Origin of the sequence: Haloterrigena sp. KLK7, assembly GCF_037914945.1 — an archaeon.
Lineage (GTDB): Archaea > Halobacteriota > Halobacteria > Halobacteriales > Natrialbaceae > Haloterrigena > Haloterrigena salinisoli.
The window spans coordinates 167,044-186,544 of record NZ_CP149789.1; the positions used below are offsets into that span (position 1 = coordinate 167,044).

At 58.9% G+C, this 19,501-nt stretch carries 21 protein-coding genes and 1 pseudogene; 9 read left to right on the plus strand and 13 right to left on the minus strand.

From position 1 onward, the window contains the following. Nucleotides 1-169: 169 nt before the first annotated feature. Complete coding sequence (locus WD430_RS21490) at nt 170-547, minus strand: Rid family detoxifying hydrolase (RefSeq protein ID WP_339106235.1); 378 nt, start codon at nt 545-547, stop codon at nt 170-172. A 124-nt stretch (nt 548-671) separates the two neighbouring features. On the opposite strand from WD430_RS21490, the gene glyA reads away from it, so the two are divergent. Further along, a complete protein-coding gene (glyA, locus tag WD430_RS21495; protein ID WP_339106236.1) occupies nt 672-1,922 on the plus strand; it encodes a serine hydroxymethyltransferase in 1,251 nt (416 codons plus the stop codon). Between the two features lie 185 nt (nt 1,923-2,107). Here the strand turns inward: glyA and gcvPB are convergent, their stop codons facing one another. The 11 genes from gcvPB to WD430_RS21550 form a co-directional block, all read right to left on the minus strand. Further along, nucleotides 2,108-3,532, minus strand: a complete 1,425-nt coding sequence (gene gcvPB / locus WD430_RS21500) for an aminomethyl-transferring glycine dehydrogenase subunit GcvPB (RefSeq protein WP_339106237.1) — start codon at nt 3,530-3,532, stop codon at nt 2,108-2,110. Further along, a complete protein-coding gene (gcvPA, locus tag WD430_RS21505) occupies nt 3,532-4,908 on the minus strand; it encodes an aminomethyl-transferring glycine dehydrogenase subunit GcvPA (RefSeq protein ID WP_339106238.1) in 1,377 nt (458 codons plus the stop codon). Before gcvPA ends, gcvPB begins: the two co-directional genes overlap by 1 nt. Before the next feature lie 3 nt (nt 4,909-4,911). Continuing rightward, entirely contained in the window at nt 4,912-5,286 is a 375-nt protein-coding gene (gcvH, locus tag WD430_RS21510) for a glycine cleavage system protein GcvH (protein WP_339106239.1), read from the minus strand. Nucleotides 5,287-5,298: 12 nt separating this feature from the next. Further along, the gene (gene gcvT, locus WD430_RS21515) at nt 5,299-6,399 is read right to left on the minus strand and encodes a glycine cleavage system aminomethyltransferase GcvT (protein WP_339106240.1); all 1,101 of its coding nucleotides are present in this window, start codon (nt 6,397-6,399) and stop codon (nt 5,299-5,301) included. Nucleotides 6,400-6,457: 58 nt separating this feature from the next. Next, the gene (ilvA, locus tag WD430_RS21520; RefSeq protein ID WP_339106241.1) at nt 6,458-7,684 is read right to left on the minus strand and encodes a threonine ammonia-lyase; all 1,227 of its coding nucleotides are present in this window, start codon (nt 7,682-7,684) and stop codon (nt 6,458-6,460) included. Between the two features lie 364 nt (nt 7,685-8,048). Beyond that, on the minus strand, nt 8,049-8,807 hold the full coding sequence (locus WD430_RS21525) for an IclR family transcriptional regulator (RefSeq protein WP_339106242.1): 759 nt from the start codon (nt 8,805-8,807) through the stop codon (nt 8,049-8,051). Nucleotides 8,808-9,257: 450 nt separating this feature from the next. Continuing rightward, nucleotides 9,258-10,205, minus strand: a complete 948-nt coding sequence (locus WD430_RS21530; protein ID WP_339106243.1) for an ACP S-malonyltransferase — start codon at nt 10,203-10,205, stop codon at nt 9,258-9,260. A gap of 22 nt (nt 10,206-10,227) precedes the next feature. Beyond that, nucleotides 10,228-10,773: a holo-ACP synthase gene (locus tag WD430_RS21535; protein ID WP_339106244.1), complete on the minus strand. Its 546-nt coding sequence runs from the start codon at nt 10,771-10,773 to the stop codon at nt 10,228-10,230. Continuing rightward, complete coding sequence (locus tag WD430_RS21540) at nt 10,770-11,987, minus strand: beta-ketoacyl-[acyl-carrier-protein] synthase family protein (RefSeq protein WP_339106245.1); 1,218 nt, start codon at nt 11,985-11,987, stop codon at nt 10,770-10,772. Before WD430_RS21540 ends, WD430_RS21535 begins: the two co-directional genes overlap by 4 nt. Nucleotides 11,988-11,989: 2 nt before the next feature. Further along, nucleotides 11,990-12,235, minus strand: a complete 246-nt coding sequence (locus tag WD430_RS21545) for an acyl carrier protein (protein WP_012945203.1) — start codon at nt 12,233-12,235, stop codon at nt 11,990-11,992. 443 nt (nt 12,236-12,678) lie between these two features. Beyond that, nucleotides 12,679-12,984 carry a hypothetical protein gene (locus WD430_RS21550; protein WP_339106246.1) on the minus strand — a complete coding sequence of 102 codons (306 nt, stop codon included), beginning with the start codon at nt 12,982-12,984 and terminating at the stop codon, nt 12,679-12,681. A 607-nt stretch (nt 12,985-13,591) separates the two neighbouring features. On the opposite strand from WD430_RS21550, the gene WD430_RS21555 reads away from it, so the two are divergent. From WD430_RS21555 to fabG, 4 genes are all read left to right on the plus strand, one after another. Continuing rightward, nucleotides 13,592-14,458, plus strand: coding sequence for a ribonucleotide-diphosphate reductase subunit beta (locus WD430_RS21555; protein WP_339106247.1), 867 nt, complete (start codon nt 13,592-13,594; stop codon nt 14,456-14,458). A 1-nt stretch (nt 14,459) separates the two neighbouring features. After that, nucleotides 14,460-15,401, plus strand: a complete 942-nt coding sequence (locus WD430_RS21560; protein WP_339106248.1) for an NADPH:quinone oxidoreductase family protein — start codon at nt 14,460-14,462, stop codon at nt 15,399-15,401. Between the two features lie 67 nt (nt 15,402-15,468). Next, on the plus strand, nt 15,469-15,702 hold the full coding sequence (locus tag WD430_RS21565) for a phosphopantetheine-binding protein (protein WP_339106249.1): 234 nt from the start codon (nt 15,469-15,471) through the stop codon (nt 15,700-15,702). A gap of 217 nt (nt 15,703-15,919) precedes the next feature. Beyond that, nucleotides 15,920-16,669: a 3-oxoacyl-ACP reductase FabG gene (gene fabG / locus WD430_RS21570; RefSeq protein ID WP_339106250.1), complete on the plus strand. Its 750-nt coding sequence runs from the start codon at nt 15,920-15,922 to the stop codon at nt 16,667-16,669. An 82-nt stretch (nt 16,670-16,751) separates the two neighbouring features. On the opposite strand, the pseudogene WD430_RS21575 reads toward fabG, so the two are convergent. Beyond that, nucleotides 16,752-16,901, minus strand: a pseudogene (locus tag WD430_RS21575) (IS6 family transposase); the annotation flags it as partial. A gap of 302 nt (nt 16,902-17,203) precedes the next feature. On the opposite strand from WD430_RS21575, the gene WD430_RS21580 reads away from it, so the two are divergent. From WD430_RS21580 to WD430_RS21595, 4 genes are all read left to right on the plus strand, one after another. Then, a complete protein-coding gene (locus tag WD430_RS21580; protein WP_339106251.1) occupies nt 17,204-18,127 on the plus strand; it encodes a sulfite exporter TauE/SafE family protein in 924 nt (307 codons plus the stop codon). A gap of 53 nt (nt 18,128-18,180) precedes the next feature. After that, nucleotides 18,181-18,345 (plus strand): hypothetical protein, encoded by a 165-nt coding sequence (locus WD430_RS21585; protein WP_339106252.1) that lies wholly within the window; start codon nt 18,181-18,183, stop codon nt 18,343-18,345. A gap of 57 nt (nt 18,346-18,402) precedes the next feature. Beyond that, the gene (locus WD430_RS21590; protein WP_339106253.1) at nt 18,403-18,651 is read left to right on the plus strand and encodes a hypothetical protein; all 249 of its coding nucleotides are present in this window, start codon (nt 18,403-18,405) and stop codon (nt 18,649-18,651) included. Nucleotides 18,652-18,747: 96 nt separating this feature from the next. Beyond that, a complete protein-coding gene (locus WD430_RS21595; protein ID WP_339106254.1) occupies nt 18,748-19,242 on the plus strand; it encodes a hypothetical protein in 495 nt (164 codons plus the stop codon). Nucleotides 19,243-19,501 lie beyond the last annotated feature (259 nt).

Here is a 19,501-nt window from a genome sequence, read left to right on the forward strand (position 1 = left end):
TCTTCCGTGGCTAAGCGGTAGCTTTTGTCGGCTCACGTTCCATGCGACTGTCGGAGAGTGACATATATCTTTCTCTGTACGGTATCATTCTCCCGACGACGGAGGCGGGAAAACTACTGCCGCATCGAACGGAGTCTTCCGGCCGGATTCGAGAGGTGAACTCGGCGTATCATGACTGCGCCGCGACCGCCTCGATCTCGACGCTGACGTTTTTGGGCAGGTTCCCGGCCTCGATTGCGCTGCGTGCAGGCGGACTCTCGTCGAAGTACGAGCCGTACACCTCGTTCATGGCGTCGAAGTCATCGATATCCGCGAGGAAGACTGTCGTTTTGAGGACGTCCTCCAGACCGAGCCCCTCTTCCTCGAGAATGGCCCGCAGGTTGTCCAGGACCAGTTCCGTCTGTTCCTCGATCGAGGTCTTGTTTTTCAACTCGCCGTCAGGCGTCACCGGGATTTGTCCGGCCGTGAAGAGGAGGTCGTCGTTCGTCGTACCCTGACTGTACGCGCCGACGGCTGCCGGAGCGGCGTCTGTCTCGATGATTCGCATCGTGACTGATTATCACGCACTCGTCTGATAAAAGCGTTTGTGGATCCCGCGGGTCTCCGCCGCGGACGCAGGCAGACATCCGGTCGGCAAAAGAATTATTATAATTCCTGTAGATTCCATAGTCATGTCTGACAGCAGTCAGCTCGCAGACACCGACAAGCAACTTTACGAGGCGATCAGCGCCGAGGAACGGCGTCAGGAAGACAACTTGGAGATGATCGCATCAGAGAATCACGTCTCGAAGGCCGTCCTCGAGGCCCAGGGGAGCGTCCTCACCAACAAGTACGCGGAGGGATATCCGGGTGCACGCTACTACGGCGGGTGCGAACACGTCGACAAGGCCGAGAATCTCGCGATCGAACGGGCGAAGGAACTGTTCGGCGGCGACCACGTGAACGTCCAGCCCCACAGCGGGACGCAGGCGAACATGGGCGTCTATTTCGCCACGCTCGACCCCGGCGACAAGATCCTCTCGTTGAACCTCAACCACGGGGGGCACCTTTCGCACGGCCACCACGTGAACTTCTCCGGCCAGCTCTACGAGGTCGAGCAGTACGGCGTCGACCCCGAGACGGGATACGTCGATTACGACGAACTGGAGCAGAAGGCGCTGGACTTCGAACCAGACGTGATCGTCAGTGGGTCCTCGGCCTACCCGCGCGAGTTCGAGTACGAGCGGATCAGCTCCATCGCAGCGGACGTGGATGCCTATCACCTCGCGGACATCGCGCACGTCACGGGGCTCATCGCGGCCGACGTTCACGCGAACCCGGTCGGCGTCGCGGACTTCGTTACGGGCAGTACGCACAAGACGATCCGGGCGGGTCGCGGGGGGATGATTATCACGGGAGAAGAGTACGCCGATGACATCGACAGCGCCATCTTCCCCGGCAGCCAGGGCGGCCCGCTGATGCACAACATCGCCGGCAAAGCGGCAGGGTTCGGAGAAGCCCTCCAACCGGAGTTCAGAGAGTACGCTGAGCAAATAGCCGCGAACGCCAAAACGCTCGCCGACGCGTTCAGCGAGCGCGGGCTCTCGCTGGTCAGCGGCGGAACCGACAAACACCTCGTCCTCATCGACCTCCGCGATTCACATCCAGACCTGACCGGCGAGGAGGCCGAAAACGCGCTCGAAGCGGTCGGGATCACCGTCAACAAGAACACGGTCCCCGGCGAGAGTCGCTCCCCGTTCGTGACCAGCGGGATCCGCGTCGGGACGCCGGCCCTAACCACGCGCGGCTTCACCGAGTCGGCGATGGAAGAGGTGGCGAACCTCATCGTCGACGTCCTCGACGAACCGGACGACGGTGACGTCGCCCAGCGGGTCGAAGCCAGAGTCGACGAACTGACCGACGAGTTCCCCGTCTACGACTGATCGGTCTGTTATAACTGGTTACCGGAGCAACCGCAAGCCGTCCTGCGGTTGCTCCGAAACCGACTTACAGCGGTCCGTATAGGGAACGGACTCTCGAGCCGGGTTGCCCCCGAATTTCTCAGTCGTTCAGTGCAATACCGCGCTGGAGAACTGTTCGTCGCCCGAATTAGTGGGTCGCGGAGCAGTTAGCTGTCCAGACTGTGCCAGGAGAGCCGTGGGTTTCTGGCGGCGCTGGTCTGATCGATACGTCGGGCGGACGTATTCTCCGGGGCTTCGGCGAGCGTCTGTTCGCCTTCTTCGTTCACGGCATTGAAGGCGTCCGCGAGCTGGTCGAGCGACGTCTTGCTCTCCGCCTCAGTCGGCTCGGTCATGAGCGCTTCCTGGACGATCTCGGGCCACTTGGTCGTCGGTGGGTGGACGCCGTAGTCGAGCATCCGTTTTGCGACGTCAGCGGCGTCGCGTTCGCCGGCGCTGGCGACGAACTCGTGGTGGAACGGCCCGAACGGGATTTCCAGATCGATCTGCGAAGCGAGGTAGTTCGCGTTCAGCACGGCTTTCTCACTCGTGTCACGGAGGCCACTGTCACCGAGTCGGCTGATGTACGCGTGTGCCTTGAGCAAGACGAGCCAGTTCCCCATCGCCCCGTGCACCTTGCCGATCGTGTGTTCGGGTTCGACCAGGTCGTACTGGCCGTCACGTTCACGCACTTGCGGCGTCGGCAGGAACGCCTCGAGGTCCTCGGTCACGCCGATCGGACCGGCGCCCGGCCCGCCGCCGCCGTGGGGCGTCGCGAACGTCTTGTGAAGGTTGAAGTGCATGACGTCGAATCCCATGTCACCGGGTCGAGCTCGCCCCAACAGCGCGTTGAGATTCGCCCCGTCGTAGTACAACAGCCCACCGGCCTCGTGGACGATGTCGGCGATCCGCTCGATATCCCGCTCGAACAATCCGAGCGTGTTCGGGTTCGTCAGCATCAACGCCGCCGTCGAGTCTCCGACCGCGGCCGACAGTGCGTCGAGGTCGACCCGACCGTCCGATCCGGGCGGGAGTTCGACCATGTCGTAGCCGGCCATCGCGGCGCTGGCGAAGTTCGTACCGTGCGCGCTCGCCGGTACGACGACTTCGTCACGCTGCTCGCCCTCGTCGTTGTACTCGTGATAAGCTTTCGCGACCATGATGCCGGTGAACTCACCGGCGGCGCCGGCCGGCGGCTGGAGCGTCACCACGTCCATGCCGCCGATGTCCGCCAGATACTCCTGCAGTTCGGCGAACACCTGTAGGGTCCCCTGAATACTCTCAGCGTCGCGGTCCGGGTGGACCGACACGGCCGGGAGCGCAGCGACGTCCTCGGTGAACTTGGGGTTGTACTTCATTGTACACGACCCCAGCGGGTACGGGCCGCTGTCGATGCCGTAGTTCATCTGCGAGAGGCGCGTGTAATGACGGGCGAGTTCCGGCTCCGACAGCTCCGGTAGTTCGAGCGAATCTCTCGTGAGGTCGTCCGGTAGCGCGCTGTCGATTTCGACCTCCTTCAGCCCCTTCTCGGAGAGGAGCGGTTCGTAACCGTCGACATCCGTATCATTCCAGACAGTTTGGTCGTGTCGTTGCATCAGTTCATCACCTCCGTGATCGCCTGAACGAAGTCGTCCGTCCGGTGTTCGTTGACGTCAGTGATCGAGATCTGAATCTCGTCGGAACCGAGCGCGTGAATCGCTATTCCCTCCTCGCGTAGGTCCGCGGCGAGCTCCCGTGCGTCAGGCTCGACGCGTGCTTTGAACTCGCGGAAGTGATGGCAGTCGCGGACGGGGGCCGAGACGCCGTCGATCTCATCGAGTTCGGCGGCGACCCGCTCAGGCAGCCGGTGGCACTTCTCGGCCAGCGAGACGAGCCCGGACGGGCCCAGGGAAGCCGCGTGAATCGCCGTTCGAAGCGCGACCCATGCCTGGTTGGTACAAATGTTGCTCGTCGCTCGCTCACGCCGTATGTGCTGCTCACGTGTCTGGAGCGTTAGAGTGAACGCGCGGGTGCCGTCGCTGTCCTCAGACGCGCCGACTAACCGGCCCGGGACCTGTCGGAGGAACTCCTCGTCACAGGCGAACATTCCCAGTCCCATGCCGTAGGCCGTGGATAGCCCGAGGACGCTCGCGTCACCGACGACCATGTCGGCCCCGACGGATCCGGGCGATTGGAGCAACGAGAGCGCGACCGGATCCGAACCGATGCAGTACAGGGCACCGTACGCGTCGGAGAGTTCCCCGATCTCGGTCAGATTCTCCTCGATGACTCCCTCGATCGTCGGATTCTCGACGTAGATCAATACGACGTCCTCAGAGAGTTCATTTTCGAGCGTTTCCGGGTTGACCTGACCGTTCTCTGTATCGAACGCCTCGACGACGAGTTCGGCCCCCTCGACGTAGTTCTCGAGGACGTCGCGGTGCGTGTCGCGCATATAATCCGGTACGAGGACGCGGTTCCCGTCGGCTCGCCGGCTTCGGTCGGCGAGCGTGGCCGCTTCTCCGAGGGCCGTCGCGGCGTCGTACATCGAGCAGTTCGCGACGTCTAGTCCGGTGAGTTCGGCGATCACGGACTGGTACTCGAAGAGCGCCTGCAGGAACCCCTGCGTTATCTCCGGCTGGTACTGCGTGTACGACGTGAGGAACTCGGAGCGCAGTGAGATGTGGTCCACGATCGAGGGGACGTAATGGGAGTTGTGACCTCGACCGAGAAACTCCGTGTAGTCTTCGTTCTGTTCAACGGTCTCTCGCAACCGCTGTCTGACACGCTGCTCGGACACTCCGTCGATGTCGAAGCTCTCCTCGAAGCGTACTGATTCCGGGATGTCGAACAGTTCCTCGACAGTATCGACGCCGACGGCGGCGAGCATCTCCTCGACTTCGGAGTCGTCGTGGGGAGCGAACGGGGTCCCGTCGCTCGTATCGTCGCGATGCACCTGATCTACGTCTATCGAATCTGGCGGTATCGTCATGGTCTAGATCTGTTCGCTGTATTCGGAGGGACTGAGAAGGTGGTCCAGGTCGCCGTTCGTTTCGATCTCGATCAACCAGCCGCCATCGAAGGGCTCGTCGTTGACGAGTTCCGGCTGGTCTCGGATCTCGTCGTTCACGGCCGCGATCTCTCCTGAGACGGTCGCGTAGATGTCTGATACCGCCTTGATGCTCTCGACGACGCCGAACGACTCGCCCGCTTCAATCTCGTCGCCGACATCCGGCAACTCGACGAAGACGATATCGCCGAGCTCATCCTGGGCGAAATCAGTGATGCCGATTCGAACAACGTCGTCTCGGGGTTCGGTCCATTCGTGCGATTCGGTGTATTGTCGGTCTTCCGGAACGTTGAATGACATTGGTCTCTCCTGTTAGTTGGATTCGAGTGAGTCGAGGAACCGCTGGTCGACGACGGTCGCCTCAACGGGTTCGCCTCTCACTTCCACTTCGATCTCGGTTCCCGTTTCCGTGAAGGGCGTCTCGACGTACCCCAGAGCGATCGGGACGTTCAGCGTCGGGCCCATCGTACCGCTCGTCACGTGCCCGATCTCCGTCCCATCCGCGAGTATCGAGTACCCGTGACGGGCGATAGCTCGCTCGTCGATCCGTATCCCAACCACGCGCTCTTCGACGCCCGCTTCTTCGAGATCCTGTAGCGTCTCCCGTCCGATGAACTCGTCCTTCGAGAGATCGACGACGAATCCGAGGCCCGCTTCGAGCGGAGTCCGTGGTTCGTCCTCAGGATCGAAGTCCTGGCCGGACAGAAGGAGACCGGCCTCTAGTCGAAGCGTATCTCTGGCACCGAGTCCGCACGGTTGGATATCCTCGAACGCCTCCCAAACAGCCTCTGAGTCGGACGCCGGGAAGAAGATCTCGTATCCGTCTTCACCGGTATAGCCCGTTCGAGCGACGTGACACTCCACCGCAGCGATTTCGGTTTGCTTCCAGGAGAACCGGGAAAGTTCGCCGACGGGATCGCTCGTCACGGCTTCGACGGTTTCGACGCTGTCCGGACCCTGCACGGCGACCAGTCCGGTCGAGTCGGTCTGGTTTTCGACGGTCACCGAGAGTCCGAACTCGCTGGCGTATTGCGACCACCGCTCGGCCATCTGTTCGCCGTGCCCAGCGTTCGGAACGAACAGATAGCCGTCTCCGTCGGGGTACCGATACACGACGGTATCATCCAATATCACGCCCTCTTCGTCGAGAATACACGAATACTGGGCGTCCCCGGAATCAAGGGTCTGGACGTCGTTTGTCGTCAAGCGATCCATTATCGCCGTGGCATCTGGTCCCGTGACGACTACCTCGCTCATGTGACTGACGTCGAAGATACCGACTGACTCGCGTACCGCGGCGTGCTCAGATCGGATGCTATCGAACTTCACTGGCATCTCCCAGCCACCGAAGTCGGTGAAATCTGCGCCCGCACCCCGGTGTACTTCGTAAAGAGGGGGCTTGTTTAGTGGCACATCCGTTACTTCTGACGGGAGGATAAATAAGTTTCTCCAATCGAGCGGACGGCAGCACCTAGCACTCGTCTCTTACCCGAGCGACGGTATAGCCCTCCTCGCGGAGCGAATCGAGAACGCGGTTCGTCTGATCGGCTCCGTTCGTCTCGATGCGGAAGTCCAGGTATGCTTCCCCGACGTTCAGCTCTTTGACTGACCGCTCGTGGCTCACGTCGTGGATGTTGACGCCGTGACTCGCGATTATTTCGGAAGTGTCTGCCATCTTCCCGGGGTTGTCCGTGATCCGCACTCGCAGCCGAACGAGCTGATCCCGGTATGTCAGTCCGTGCGTGAGCACGGTCTGGAGGTCTGTCAATCCGAGGTTCCCACCGCTGAGAACCGGAACGACGGTTTCGTCTTTCACGTCGACCTCGTCGCTACAGATCGCCGCGACGGACGTAGCGCCCGCCGCTTCGACCATCTGTTTCGTTCGCTCCAGGAGGAACAGTATGGCCTCCGAGATCTCGGTGTCCGAGACGGTGACTACCTCGTCTACGTACTCGTCGATCAACTCGTACGTGAGTCGGGAAATTCCACCGGTAGCGATCCCGTCGGCGATCGTCTGAACCGTCTCGGCGGACTGGGGTTGTCCCTTGTCGAGGCTCTGCGGGACGGTAGCAGCCCCTTCGGCTTGAACTCCGATCACGCGCGTCTCCGGAGATCGCTCCTTGATAGCGGTCGCGATACCGCCGATCAACCCTCCGCCACCGATTGGAACGACAACTGTCTGAACATCCGGGACCTGCTCGAGGATTTCGAGACCCAACGTCCCCTGGCCAGCGACGATCTGCGGATCGTCGTAAGCGTGGATGAAGAGGCTGTCATCGTCGACGATCGACTTCGCATAGGCCATCGCATCGCGAAAATCGTGTCCGTGCAGTTCGACGTTCGCCCCGTACTCGGCCGTGGCGTCTATCTTCGCCTGTGGGGCGCTCTTGGGCATGACGATGGTCGATTCCAGACCGGTTTTCGTAGCGGCGAGAGCGACCCCTTGGGCGTGGTTACCGGCGCTCGCTGCGATCGCTCTCGTGGCTTCGCAATCCGATTCGGCGACCTGTCTGAGCTTGTTGTACGCGCCGCGAGCTTTGAACGATCCGGTCCGCTGCAAGTGCTCCATTTTGAGGAGAACCGTTGCACCGGTCTCCGCCTCGAGTGAACGACTCGTGTCTATAGGGGTCTGCTGAACGGCTGATTCATCATCTAACCGGATTCGGGCTTCCTCAATGTCAGTGAGAGTTACAGTCATGACTTGCGGTCTGGTGCGAGGTTCCTGGAATCGCTCGCTGTTGCTAAATCTCTGGCCGTCGATTCTTATATTTAGTGGTCGGATAGACCGTCTCTCTGCTCCCCGTATACTGGATTGTTCTAAGGAGGTATGATCATCAATATAGTTTGTCTACTCCATCGGTAGCAAAATCGTCCAGCAGACACCGGATAACGTGCCGCGATGCGGATCCCCAAATTGGAAAATTCCCCATATTAGAGAATACATCTGCTCTCAGACAAGGAGAGGAATGTTGGTAGTTCCATTACATCGGTACTGCCGTAAAGTAATCGCGCTCCCGTAGAGACCACTGCCGTTGAGGTGTTTACACTAGTACCAATGTAAATCAATCGTGCTCCTCGAGCTTCGACTCGAGTTCACCAACGACGGGGCGCAACTGTGCGGCGATTTCGCTATCTTCGGGAAGACGATACGGGGGACCCGCGATATCCATCGAACCGAAGACTGAGCCGTCCGGATTGTTGATCACCATCGCGACCGAGTACAACCCCTCGAGTTCTTCCTGTCGGTTCACCGCATATCCTTGCTCGCGGACTCGCTCAAGTTCGTCGAACAGCTCATCGACGTTGGTGATCGTATTCTCAGTATACTCTGGGAGGCCCCACTTGTCGATGATTTCATAGACCCGTTCCGCCGAAAACGCTGCGAGCATCGCTTTTCCGCTCGCCGAACTGTGCATATGAAAGTAGCGACCGACCTGAAAACCAGTGTCCGACGGCACCGGCGTTTCATCGTATAGGATAATCGACCGCCCGTACTCTTCGACCGCGAAACTCACCTCCTCGTTTACTTCGTTCGAGAGCTCGAACGCCTTATCTCTGGCCAAGGTGTATCTGGGATCACGCCGGCGAGCGTTTTCCCCGATGTGGAAAAGACGTAGTCCAAGTTTGTACGTGTTGCCGCTGCGCGTTACGTACTCTGCTTCCTCAAGCGTTTTGAGATGGGTGTGCAACGTACTGGTCGCGAGGCCCGTGTAGTCAGCCAGTTCGGTCAGTGTTGCACCGTCCAGATCGTTGATCGCCTCGACGATCGCAAGTGACGTTTTGGTCGTTTTTCGCGTGTCGAAGTCCCCAGAATCGGGCATATACAGTGCAAGGCGGATCTCACCCATAAAGGTGCGTGATCATCGCCGAAACCGCATGTGTTTGCCATCTAGAGAATCGATACTATGACACATACGTATGAATGGACGGCGTCTATTATACGCAGGCATCCTATCCGCACCCAATTATCATGTTATAGCACGCCAATGTAGTCCGTCACCCTGCTACCCCCTTCGCTCGAGGAAATGAATCTCTGGAATACGATTCCCCACGTTAAGGAAGGCCGATAATCGCGGAACTCGTTGCAGACCGACGGAGACTCCGCACTCGGGGAACCGCAGCGATAATAGCCGTATTATCCGGGAACGATCATCGCTCTCGTGATGATCGAATACAATCGGTCGATGACTGTAACTACCAAGCGATAGTGTCGTTTGGCCAGTCGGTTTCGCGATGGCGAGAGCCGACGCGATGAAAGGGTTACTTGAACATCACGTAAACAGTTCCTGTGCGTCAGCGGGCGTCTCGAGCGTGTAACACTCGGCGTCTGAGTGCATACGGTCAACGAGACTTGTGAGGACGCCAGCCGGTGGGAACTCGACGTAGCGAGTGACGCCGCGCTGTTGTAATTCTTCGACAACGCTAACCCAGTCGACGGACGCCGTGATCTGGCTCGTGAGATCCTGACGGGCGACAGCTGGATCAGTGTATACCTTCCCCGAAACGTCCGAGACGATCGGTATCGTTGCCTCCTCCAGTGATAGCTCCGTAAACACCTCCTCGAGACGGTCAACAGCGGGTGCCATGACCGGGGAATGAAACGCCGCACCGACTTGGAGTTCGCGGAACCGCACCGTCGTAGAGTCAGAGAGTGTAGCCTGAACGGCCTCTACTCCCTCGGTAGTCCCGCTGATCACGGTCTGTCGCGGTCCGTTGTACAGTGCTACGCTCACGTCGTCGCGGTCTCTACAGGCGTCGGTGACGATATCTGGGTCGGCGAGCAACACTGCCAGCATCGTCCCCGGCCCCGCCTCTCGTTCGGCGCGTTCCATGAATCTCCCACGCCGACGAACGACGTCAACGAGACCGGCCGGTGACGCCACGCCGGCGGCCGCGAGGGCGGTGAAGTGACCTAGGCTGTGGCCGGCAACGTAGGCGGGCATCACCGCAAACCGGGACGTGAGACAAGCATACGTCGCATATCCGGCCGCTAGGAGAGCCGGCTGAGCGTTGCGTGGGCGCGTGAGTTCTTCCGTCTCCCGTCGAAAACAGAGTTCGTATAAGTCAATGTCGAGTGCGCTGTCGAGACGGTCGAAGGCCGTTTGCATCTCCGGCCACGCCTCGTAGAACGCTTTCCCCATCCCGGGTTCTTGGCTTCCCTGTCCGGGGAAAATAAACGCCGTATCCGCGAGCGTTGCGTTTCGTTCGTCTTGGTTCATGGTCTAATAGTATGTCTTAGAGTCATTGATCGGTGGCACCCGTTTCGACGCCGAAGACGGTCACGGAACCGATGGCATACTCAGCGCTTCGGTCATGGCTTAGACTGACAGCAATATCTGTCATCTCGGGACAGATGTTCCTTCGGTCGAGCATCTCATCAAGCGCTCTGGCGGCGGGCGGCTCAAGCCTGAGCTGAGGGCCTGTCCGTTCACGAATAACCTCGATCGAATCGAGCGGAATCGCAGGCGATTCGGTATCGAGTGTTTTGTAGAACGCCTCTTTAGCCGCCCACCGTGCAGCATAGTGCTGGGGTGGCGTTCCCTGCTTCTCACAATAAGTGCGCTCTGACGCTGTGAACACGCGACACTGGAACGATTCGCTGAATTCCGCGAGAAGCGAAGCGATTCGTTCGATCGAAACGAGATCAACGCCGTGTCGAACGACGAAGTCACCGTCACTGATTCGGCGAGTCCCGAACCGGGATTCATCGAGTGGCGCAGAATCACTGTCAGAATCGATCTGAAACGCCGTCTCGTCGTTCCTGTCGTCTCTCTCGTTCATCGTCATGATTGCTCGAAGACGAGCGTGCCGTTAGTCCCACCGAAGCCCGCAGACGTGGTCACAACAGCGTCGAGAGACGTCTCGCAAGCGTCGGTCACGATCGGGAGATCGCATGCCGGGTCCGGTGTCTCGTAGTTCACCGTCGGTGGAATCGTCCGGTCGGCGATCGCCAGAGCGACGATTGCACTCTCGAGGGCCCCAGCACCGCTGAGCGTGTGACCGAGCGCGCCTTTGACGCTCGCGACTGGTGGCACGGTGTCGAAAACGGACTGAAGTGCCTCGGCTTCACGGGCGTCACCGGTCGGTGTACTCGTTCCGTGTGCATTCACGTGATCGACAGCGTCTGGCTCCAGAGTTGCGTCCTCGAGTGCGCGCTCAAGGCTCCGCTGGAGACCACGCCCGCCTTCCGCTGGCCGTGTCGGATGATGGGCATCGGCGGTCAATCCGGAACCTGTAATAGCTGCATACGGTGTCACGCCACGTTCGGCCGCACGACTACGCTCTTCGAGAACGAGAATCGCACACCCTTCAGCGAGGACGAACCCGTCTCGATCGGCGTCGAACGGACGACTTGCTCGTTCCGGCACGTCATTTCGGGTGCTGAGCGCCCGCATCGCGTCGAATCCCGCGACGCCGAGCGGAGTGATCGGAGCCTCGGTACCCCCAGCGATCGCAACGTCAGCGCGTCCTGTTCGGATGTCGGCGACTGCATCGGCAATCGCGTGAGTACCGGCTGCACAGGCCGTCCCAGGTGATCGGTTCGGACCCCGTGCGTCGAAACACATGCTAACGTGGCCGGCCGCGAGATTTGCAAGTGCGGTGATGAGAAAACGCGGCGACGGACGCTGGTCAGTGGCCGCCTCGATTTCCGAAAGCCCGCCGAACGTCGAAGCGATACTGGTAGCTATTCGACTCGGTCTCCACGAGGGCGCATCGGGATCGAACCCGGCATCGGTGATCGCTTCCGCGGCCGCGGTAACGGCGAACTGGGTATACCGGCCCATCGTCCGGTCATCGATCCGGTCATTGCTCGTCTGCTCCGCCAGACTGCCATTAATTTCGCACGCAATCCGCGATTGAACGGCCGTTTCGTCGGGATCGAACCGCGTAATTGGCTCCGCGGCGGTGGTACCTGCACACACCTCCTCCCAGGTTCCGTCAGCGGTCATTCCGAGTGGCGTGACCATACCGATGCCGGTCACGACGACGTCTCGGTCCATGCTCAGATGCGCTCTCTGACGTACTCTTTGAGGTCACCCACTCTCTCGAGATCCGCGAGATCCTCGTCGGGGATGTAGACGCCGAGTTCTGCTTCGATCGCTTCAGCGAGTTCGACGATATCGAGCGATTCGACGTTCAGTGTCTCTCCCTCGAACGCGGTCGAATCGTCGAACGAGTCCGGGTCAACACGTAGTCTGTCAGCGATGATCGTTTCGATTTGCGCGTCTATGTCAGTCGTATCAACCATGTCTCGTGCTTCTATATCCGCAAGTAAAATAACCTCGTTTATCGTCGGCGACAGCGAGACTCCCTCACGGCTCGAGGATGACTTTTCTGACGGTCACCCAATTCATCAGTCCGTCAGAGGCCACTCCCGCTTCGGTCAGGGCAAGTGAGCGAGTGATGGGCAGGTCCGGGAACGTTGCCCACGTTAGAGTGGCTGTTTCTCGTCGTCGCCTTTGATATCGAGGACGATACGGTGTTCCTTTCCGTCTTACAACCGCCTGCGTGACGATGGCGTAATGAGTTCTGCACCTGCTAACGGTTCGTCGAGTTTCTCGAGAAGCGCACGCCAGTTCACATCGAAGACCGTATTCTGATATTTCGAGGCTGAGTGAAATACTGATCCAATCCAATATCAGGATGCGAAGTGAGGGCGTGAGTACCAGTCAAAATCGGTCGATAGCTTGCCTACGAGATTTCTCGAAAGTCAACACCTACAACATCGCTGATCTGAGCTACCATCGTTTCGACGAGATCGTTTGGATCGTCGCTTCCTACTCTCGAGGAGCGATCTAGCACCTCCACGTCGAGGATACGTGCGTTCTCCAGATCCCCCTCTACCGTTTCGATGTTGAGGACGGACCGGATGTAGATCGTAATGGTACGACTCTCAGTAACAGTCAGATATTCGATGTCCAACACCGAGAATGCGGCACTGAGATCGATACTCGAAGCAAATTGATACCGCTTTACTTGCTGTTCATTAGCGGCCATCGATCGTTATTCCGTGTACTCGGAGAAAACTCCACGGGGTGGCGGTGATTTTAACCAGCACTGAGGTGAGATTTCCCGCTCTGTAGAGGGTATCACGGAAGTCTCGTCACACCGCGATGACGGTGCTGCCTGGGTTATCTCTCCGTTCATATTGGTGATTGCAACGACGAGACGAAGACACAATGCAAGAATAGTGAGAGACGCGCGCGTTTTTCGACGGGCACGTGACGATGTATCTCGACTACGTAGGCCATGCACTCCCTGAGATACAGTCACTGCTGTCCGATAGTTCGAGTGAACTACATGCTCAGAGCTGTTGGTAACGTCCGATCTTTCGATGCCACCGGCTTTTCATCTCGGTCGCCTATCTCACAGTACCGGCGATCACCCGCCTCGATATGCGGGCGGTTTCGGCGAGACTTCGGGGTGAAAACGGCCTCCGCCAGATACGCTTTGAAACTGAAATTGGTTTCATCCTGCCACACTCGATTTCGACTAAACCGCTCTCCTATGCCGGTGCATCCTCTTGAATTAGGAAGGACCTCGTCTTGGCTTCCCACAGGCTGTGAACACAGCATATTTGATGACAGTTTTCGATTGTAGAGACATGTCCGAGGAATCCCCCGTCTCACCCATAGAACCATCGGGCTTGGGCGAGCACCCCAAACGGCTTGTCCGCTCGGCAATCGAATACCATTGGGACCCGGCAGCGATCAACGTTAGGGTGGATCAAGAGGCAGTCAGTGAGTTATCTCGTGTTGAGTTCACTCGATTACGCGGGTTGCTCGCACAATTTGGAGCGGGCGAACAGGCCGTAACCACGGATCTTGCACCGTTAGCAGTCGTCCTTGACGGCTCCGATGAGCAGCGCTATGTCGCCACACAGCTATACGACGAAGCCCGACATACAGAACTGTTCGATCGATACTGGAAGAGAGTAATCCAGCCGGAAGAGGAATCACGCGGCCTCTCCCCGACTGACCCCATGGCTGACCGATGGAGTCACGACGACTATCGGGAGCTGTTCGATCGAACGTCCAATGCGATGGCCCGACTCCTAGAACAGGATACCTCCGAAACTCGTGCTCGAGCGTTCTGTCACTATCACCTCACAGTCGAAGGAATCCTCGCTCAGACCGCCTACAGGTGGGTCGAAACACGATATAGTGGAGAACTCGAAGCAGTTCCCGAACTTCCAGGTCTAGTGAACGGGTTCAGGTACCTCCGTCGCGACGAGGGACGGCACGTCAGCTTCGGCGTGACGAAGGTTCGCAAGCTAGTCGACAAAGGCGTTGACCCGGAGACAATTGTTGAAACGATAGACGAACTCGTGCCACTAGTTGAGACGACGATCGGCCAGATGATCCGCGATGGCAGCATAGGTGCGGACCGAAACGGGATATTCAACAGGATTGATACAGCACGCGACCGGCGGCTTGAACAGGTCGGAGTCGTACCATCCGAGAGGACATAGTATGGACGCAATTCATGTTCCTGAGTACGGTGGTCCGGAGGTCTTGGAACTCGTTGATGTCGAGATTCCCGATCCCGATGACGGGGAGGTCCGGATCGATGTTCGCGCAGCAGGAGTTAATTTCGCTGATATCGAGAAGCGACGAGGAAATTATCCTGACGGACCGACTCCACCGTACCGTCCAGGGATGGAGGTTGCTGGCGTTGTCGAGGCGACAGGATCTGGTACCGACCTCGCAGCCGGCGATCGCGTTGCAGCACTCACGTCTAGCGGGGGATACGCCGAGTATACGGTCGTTTCAACCGACACGATCGTCCCATACCCTGAAAGGCTCTCGTTCGCTTCGGGAACTGCGCTTCCAGTTCAGTGGTTGACTGCACACAACGTGCTGTTTGAATGGGGCGGGTTGCGGTCCGGCGAGCGCGTGCTGATCACCGCTGGTGCGGGCGGCGTCGGAACGGCAGCAGTCCAGCTTGCAGCTACCGCCGGAGCAACAGTTATCGCGGCGGCGAGCAGCGAAGAGAAGCGCGATCTCGTCCGTGATCTCGGCGCGAACCGAGCCGTCGAATACTCGGCGATCGACGACATATCGGTCGACCTCGCGCTAGACGGCGTCGGCGGTAGGACGTTCACTGATGCTGTCAAGGCGCTCGTCCCTGGCGGGCGCATCGTCACGTACGGGATGGCCAGCGGTCGTGTCCCGACGGTTGCGACACCGCGATTATTCTTTCAAAATAAGTCGGTCGTCGGGTATCACCTCGAAGAGGCGCTCGAACGCGCACCTGAACGGGTGCTCTCGGCCATCCCGGAACTGGTTGATTCCGTTTCCGATAACTCTACCGAGGTCGTCGTCGGAGACACGATCCCCCTCCCTCGGGCAAGCGAGGCACATCGACGCCTCCAGCAGCGAGAGAGCCACGGCAAGCTGGTGCTGGTTCCGTAATCGAGGATCGGTTTCCTATCGACCATGTAAGGTAACATTTTTGGCTATATACGGAGACGATATTGGTATGTCAATCGAAGTCGAATCAACAGTTAACGAGGTCGTTGCCGATCGACTTTCGCTGAAGCGAGAGAGCCTTGGCGATGGGACGCATTTCGTAGAGGATCTCGGTGTTGAGTCATTGGCCATCGTAGAGATCACCGAGGTCATCGAAACGACCGTAGGGGGCCACGTTCCTGACGATCTGGCTAATCTGAAGGCTGTCGGCGAACTCAGGGCGTACGTCGTCGACCGGGCGTGACTGATGGAACGAGAAGTCACGATTACCGGCCTCGGCGCTGTGACGCCTCTCGGAACTGGAGGAACCGATACTCGGGACAGACTATGTAGTGAAGAATGTGGTAGCAGCCATATCAGCCGGTTTACCCTCGAAGAAGCAGGGCTGCGAACGACGATTACCTGTGAAGTCGACAAGGCGCCGCTTATACCATGGGACTCGACATCGGAGGTGTTCCCTGATGAGTGAGGGTCGTTTCGCGGGCGAGGTCGCAGTCGTCACCGGCGGCACTCGCGGAATCGGATTAGCGACCGCCGAGCGCCTCGCGGCCGGCGGAGCACGGACAATCGTCACCTATCACTCGAACGAGGAGGCCGCGGCGTCCGCCGCGGCCACTCTCAATTCGTACGACGCACCGACCGCAGTCAAACAGTTCGATGTGAGCGACTTTGAGTCGGTCATTGAGGCCTTTGAGCGAATCACGGACGAACACGGCCGTCCGACGGTGCTAGTCAACAACGCTGGACAAATGGACAACGGACTAGTCGTCCGGATGGGTCCCGAGCAATGGTCATCGGTCCTCAATACTAACTTGACGGGGGCATTCTACTGTACCCGTGAGGCAGCCCGGCGGATGCTCCGCGACGAAGGCGGGCGAATTGTTAATGTCGCTAGCGTCGCGGGGCTCAGCGGGTGGGCGGGGCAGGCGAATTATGCCGCGAGCAAGGCCGGTCTGATTGGGTTCACGCGAGCAGTCGCCCGTGAACTTGGTGACCGATCAATCCGGGTAAACGCAGTCGCGCCAGGATACGTCGATACCCAGCTGTACGAGGAACACATCGATGATGGCGAAGTGACCGACGACCGGATCGCGTCTGGACGAGCCGCTGATCCCGCGGAGGTTGCGGACGTAATTGCGTTCCTTGCGAGCGAAGAGGCGTCCTACGTCAACGGCGCAGTGTATCGTGTCGACGACGGGTTTATTAGTTGACGGATAAGTAAGACCCCCTCATTGCTCCTGACGGCACCGTTTAGTTCTGCACCTCCGTCACTGGCACTTTTCCGTCAAGAGCTCAATGCGGTCTTCGATGGTTGTAGTAATGTAGGAACTATTCAAGACGTTCTCGGACGCTCGATCGACTGCCCATCCATGAATTATGGAAGCGATCGTTTCGCATTTTGAGGGTGCAAAACCACTTTTCGATCAGCTTTCTCTCGACGTAGTATGGACGTGATCGATCCGACCGTAGCACTGATGGAGCAACCATGACCGAAAGAGGCAGAGAAACAAGAACAATGACCACGGTACGCCGGTTCGTACCGGAAACTATCACTGCTATCTGTGACGTATTGATTTTGCTATTCGAACCATCATATTGGCGCGAGTGGCTCTAACCTGACGTTATTCGGAATTACCAACGACTCAAGACGAGATGATTTTCGCCGAATCAGATAGGAAAATACGTATAGGGTGACAATCGCATCGAAACGACGACGCATCGTTCCTCTCTTCATTCAAACTAGTATGAGCGCCCCCAAATCCAGAGTCGACGTCGAACAGTTCTTCACCAATCTCCTCGAGTTTCACTACCGCGAAGTAACGATGGTCGGCGCGACGTTGGCTGTCCTCGTAGCGTCGATCGTGTTCTTCCCCGGCTTCGAGAACGTCGGGGACGGCGTCCAGTCCGATCTCTCGGGCGGGTTGCTCGCCGGGTTAGTCCTGATCGCGGTCGTCGCCGGCGCTGTCAAGGGAATGACCGGCTTCGGCTACTCGCTCATCATGACGCCAATCGTCGCGTCAGTGATCGACCCGACTGTCGCTGTCGTCGTTCTAGCGATCCCGCCGTGGACGCTCAACATGTTCCAGATCGCCGAAACCGGAACGGGACGGACGTTCGTTCGCGAGGAGTGGTCCCTCCTGTTGCTCGCCGTTGTCGGGACCGTCGTCGGCGTCGCAGCGCTGGCGACGTTCAGCGCCGGCCCGGTCGTCGCGTTCGTGATCGGCCTCGTCCTCCTCGGCTACGTGGCCATCCAGGTTGTCCAGAACTTCGTCACGGTCGAGGAGGCCCACCATCCGTTCGCCCTCAGTGCCGCCGGGTTCTCCCAGGGCTTCCTGCTCGCGTTCGCGAATCTCGGACCGCTGCTCCCGGCGTACTTCCACACCTTCGAACGGGACACCGAGCGATACATCGGAGGTCTGGCGATGGTGCTCGGAACGATTTTCACAGTCCGAATCGTTCAGATGGCGCTGTTCACCGATCTCCTGACGACGTACCGGCTTTGGCTCGGTTCGGTGATCGCGGTGGTCACGATCGTCGGCCTACTGCTGGGAACGTATCTCCGGCGCCTCGAGTTCGACGAGCGAATGTTCAACTGGTTCGTCGTCGGACTCCTCTTCGTGATTTCTCTCAATATCTTCCGGAACACCGTGCCGGCACTGTTCTTTTAGGGGCCGCAGGCACGGTCGTCCAAGGGGAAGTACCGATTCGGAAAACATCTCATATGCTCGAGGAGGTCGCTCGAGACACGCGCGACGACGGCGCCGACGTCATCCTCGCAGTCATCGAGATCGGGCACCAGTGGACGGTGCAGGTGGCGAAAAACCTCGAGAGTATCGACGTTCTGTTCAGCGCACACATCACGAGAATACTCACGATCCAATCCTGATCGACGAGACGGAGACGCTCGTCGTCGAATCGTGGACCGGTGACGGGACTCGGGCGCGTGGATCTCCACGTCGATGACAACGGCATCGCGTTTCGTCACGCCCTCTACTGTCTCGTCGAAGACCACAGCTACACGCTCGACCCCGATCCGGTGGCCGAACGGACGGTCGAGAGCATTCGGTCGCAGTTCTTCAGCGATGACGTCCGCTTCGAGCGCGGTAACGGAACCCTCGAGCGACCGCTGGATACGGTTGTCAGAAGGACGGAGACGTCGCTCGACCGCCAGTCTTTCCTCGAGAGCGGATAGAACATCCTGTTCGCCGACGCGCTACGGGCCGGCGATTCCCTCAGGCGAGATCACGCTCGAGTACCTTTATCGAGCGTTCCCGCGATGACCGCGCCGGTGGTCCGCGGCGAGGCGTACGGGCAGCAACTGCTGAACCACGTGGAGGCCTTTCTCGAGGATAACTTCACGCCGTACGTCTACCAGCAGGAGGACGGCCGCGTCCGGAACTACTCGTCGAACGTCAAGACGGTCGTCGATCCGACCGCGAAACGCGAGTGCAGACTCATTGATCTTGTTGTTGATGGGAAGTCGGTCGATCCCGAAGCACGCTACTCGGTTGCGACGTCATCCGTCCCGGTGATCCCGAACGGAATCTCGATAACTGCGGCTTCCCCTTCCAGGACGTTCACATCGAAGACGGCGTCGTTCCGATCGACGTTATCGTCGATTACCTCGAAAACCATTCGCCGATCGATTACGGGGAGACAGACCTCATCCGGACGCCCGATGAGAGTGGGGACGTACGGAACACGCCCGCCGACGGTCCATACCCGTACGTCCAACCCGGTGTCGATGACGCCGACAGTGAGGTGTACTGCGAAACGCGACTGATCTCGACCGGAATTTGCTTCCTGGAGGCTGGTCGAAATCAGTTTCGATAGGAAATCATATTTCTGTGTGTACCGCGCACGTCGATACCGCGTCGAAGACCGATTTGCTGGCCCAGCAAATCGCCGGCGACAGTACCTCGCGATCGCTCGAGCGAGTGTATCTGATTCGATTTGTCTTCGTAGGATGGAATCTCCGAGCGAACGCCGTTTTCGTTACTCGTGACTGTTCTCGTGTTCGTGATGACACTATCCAGACACAA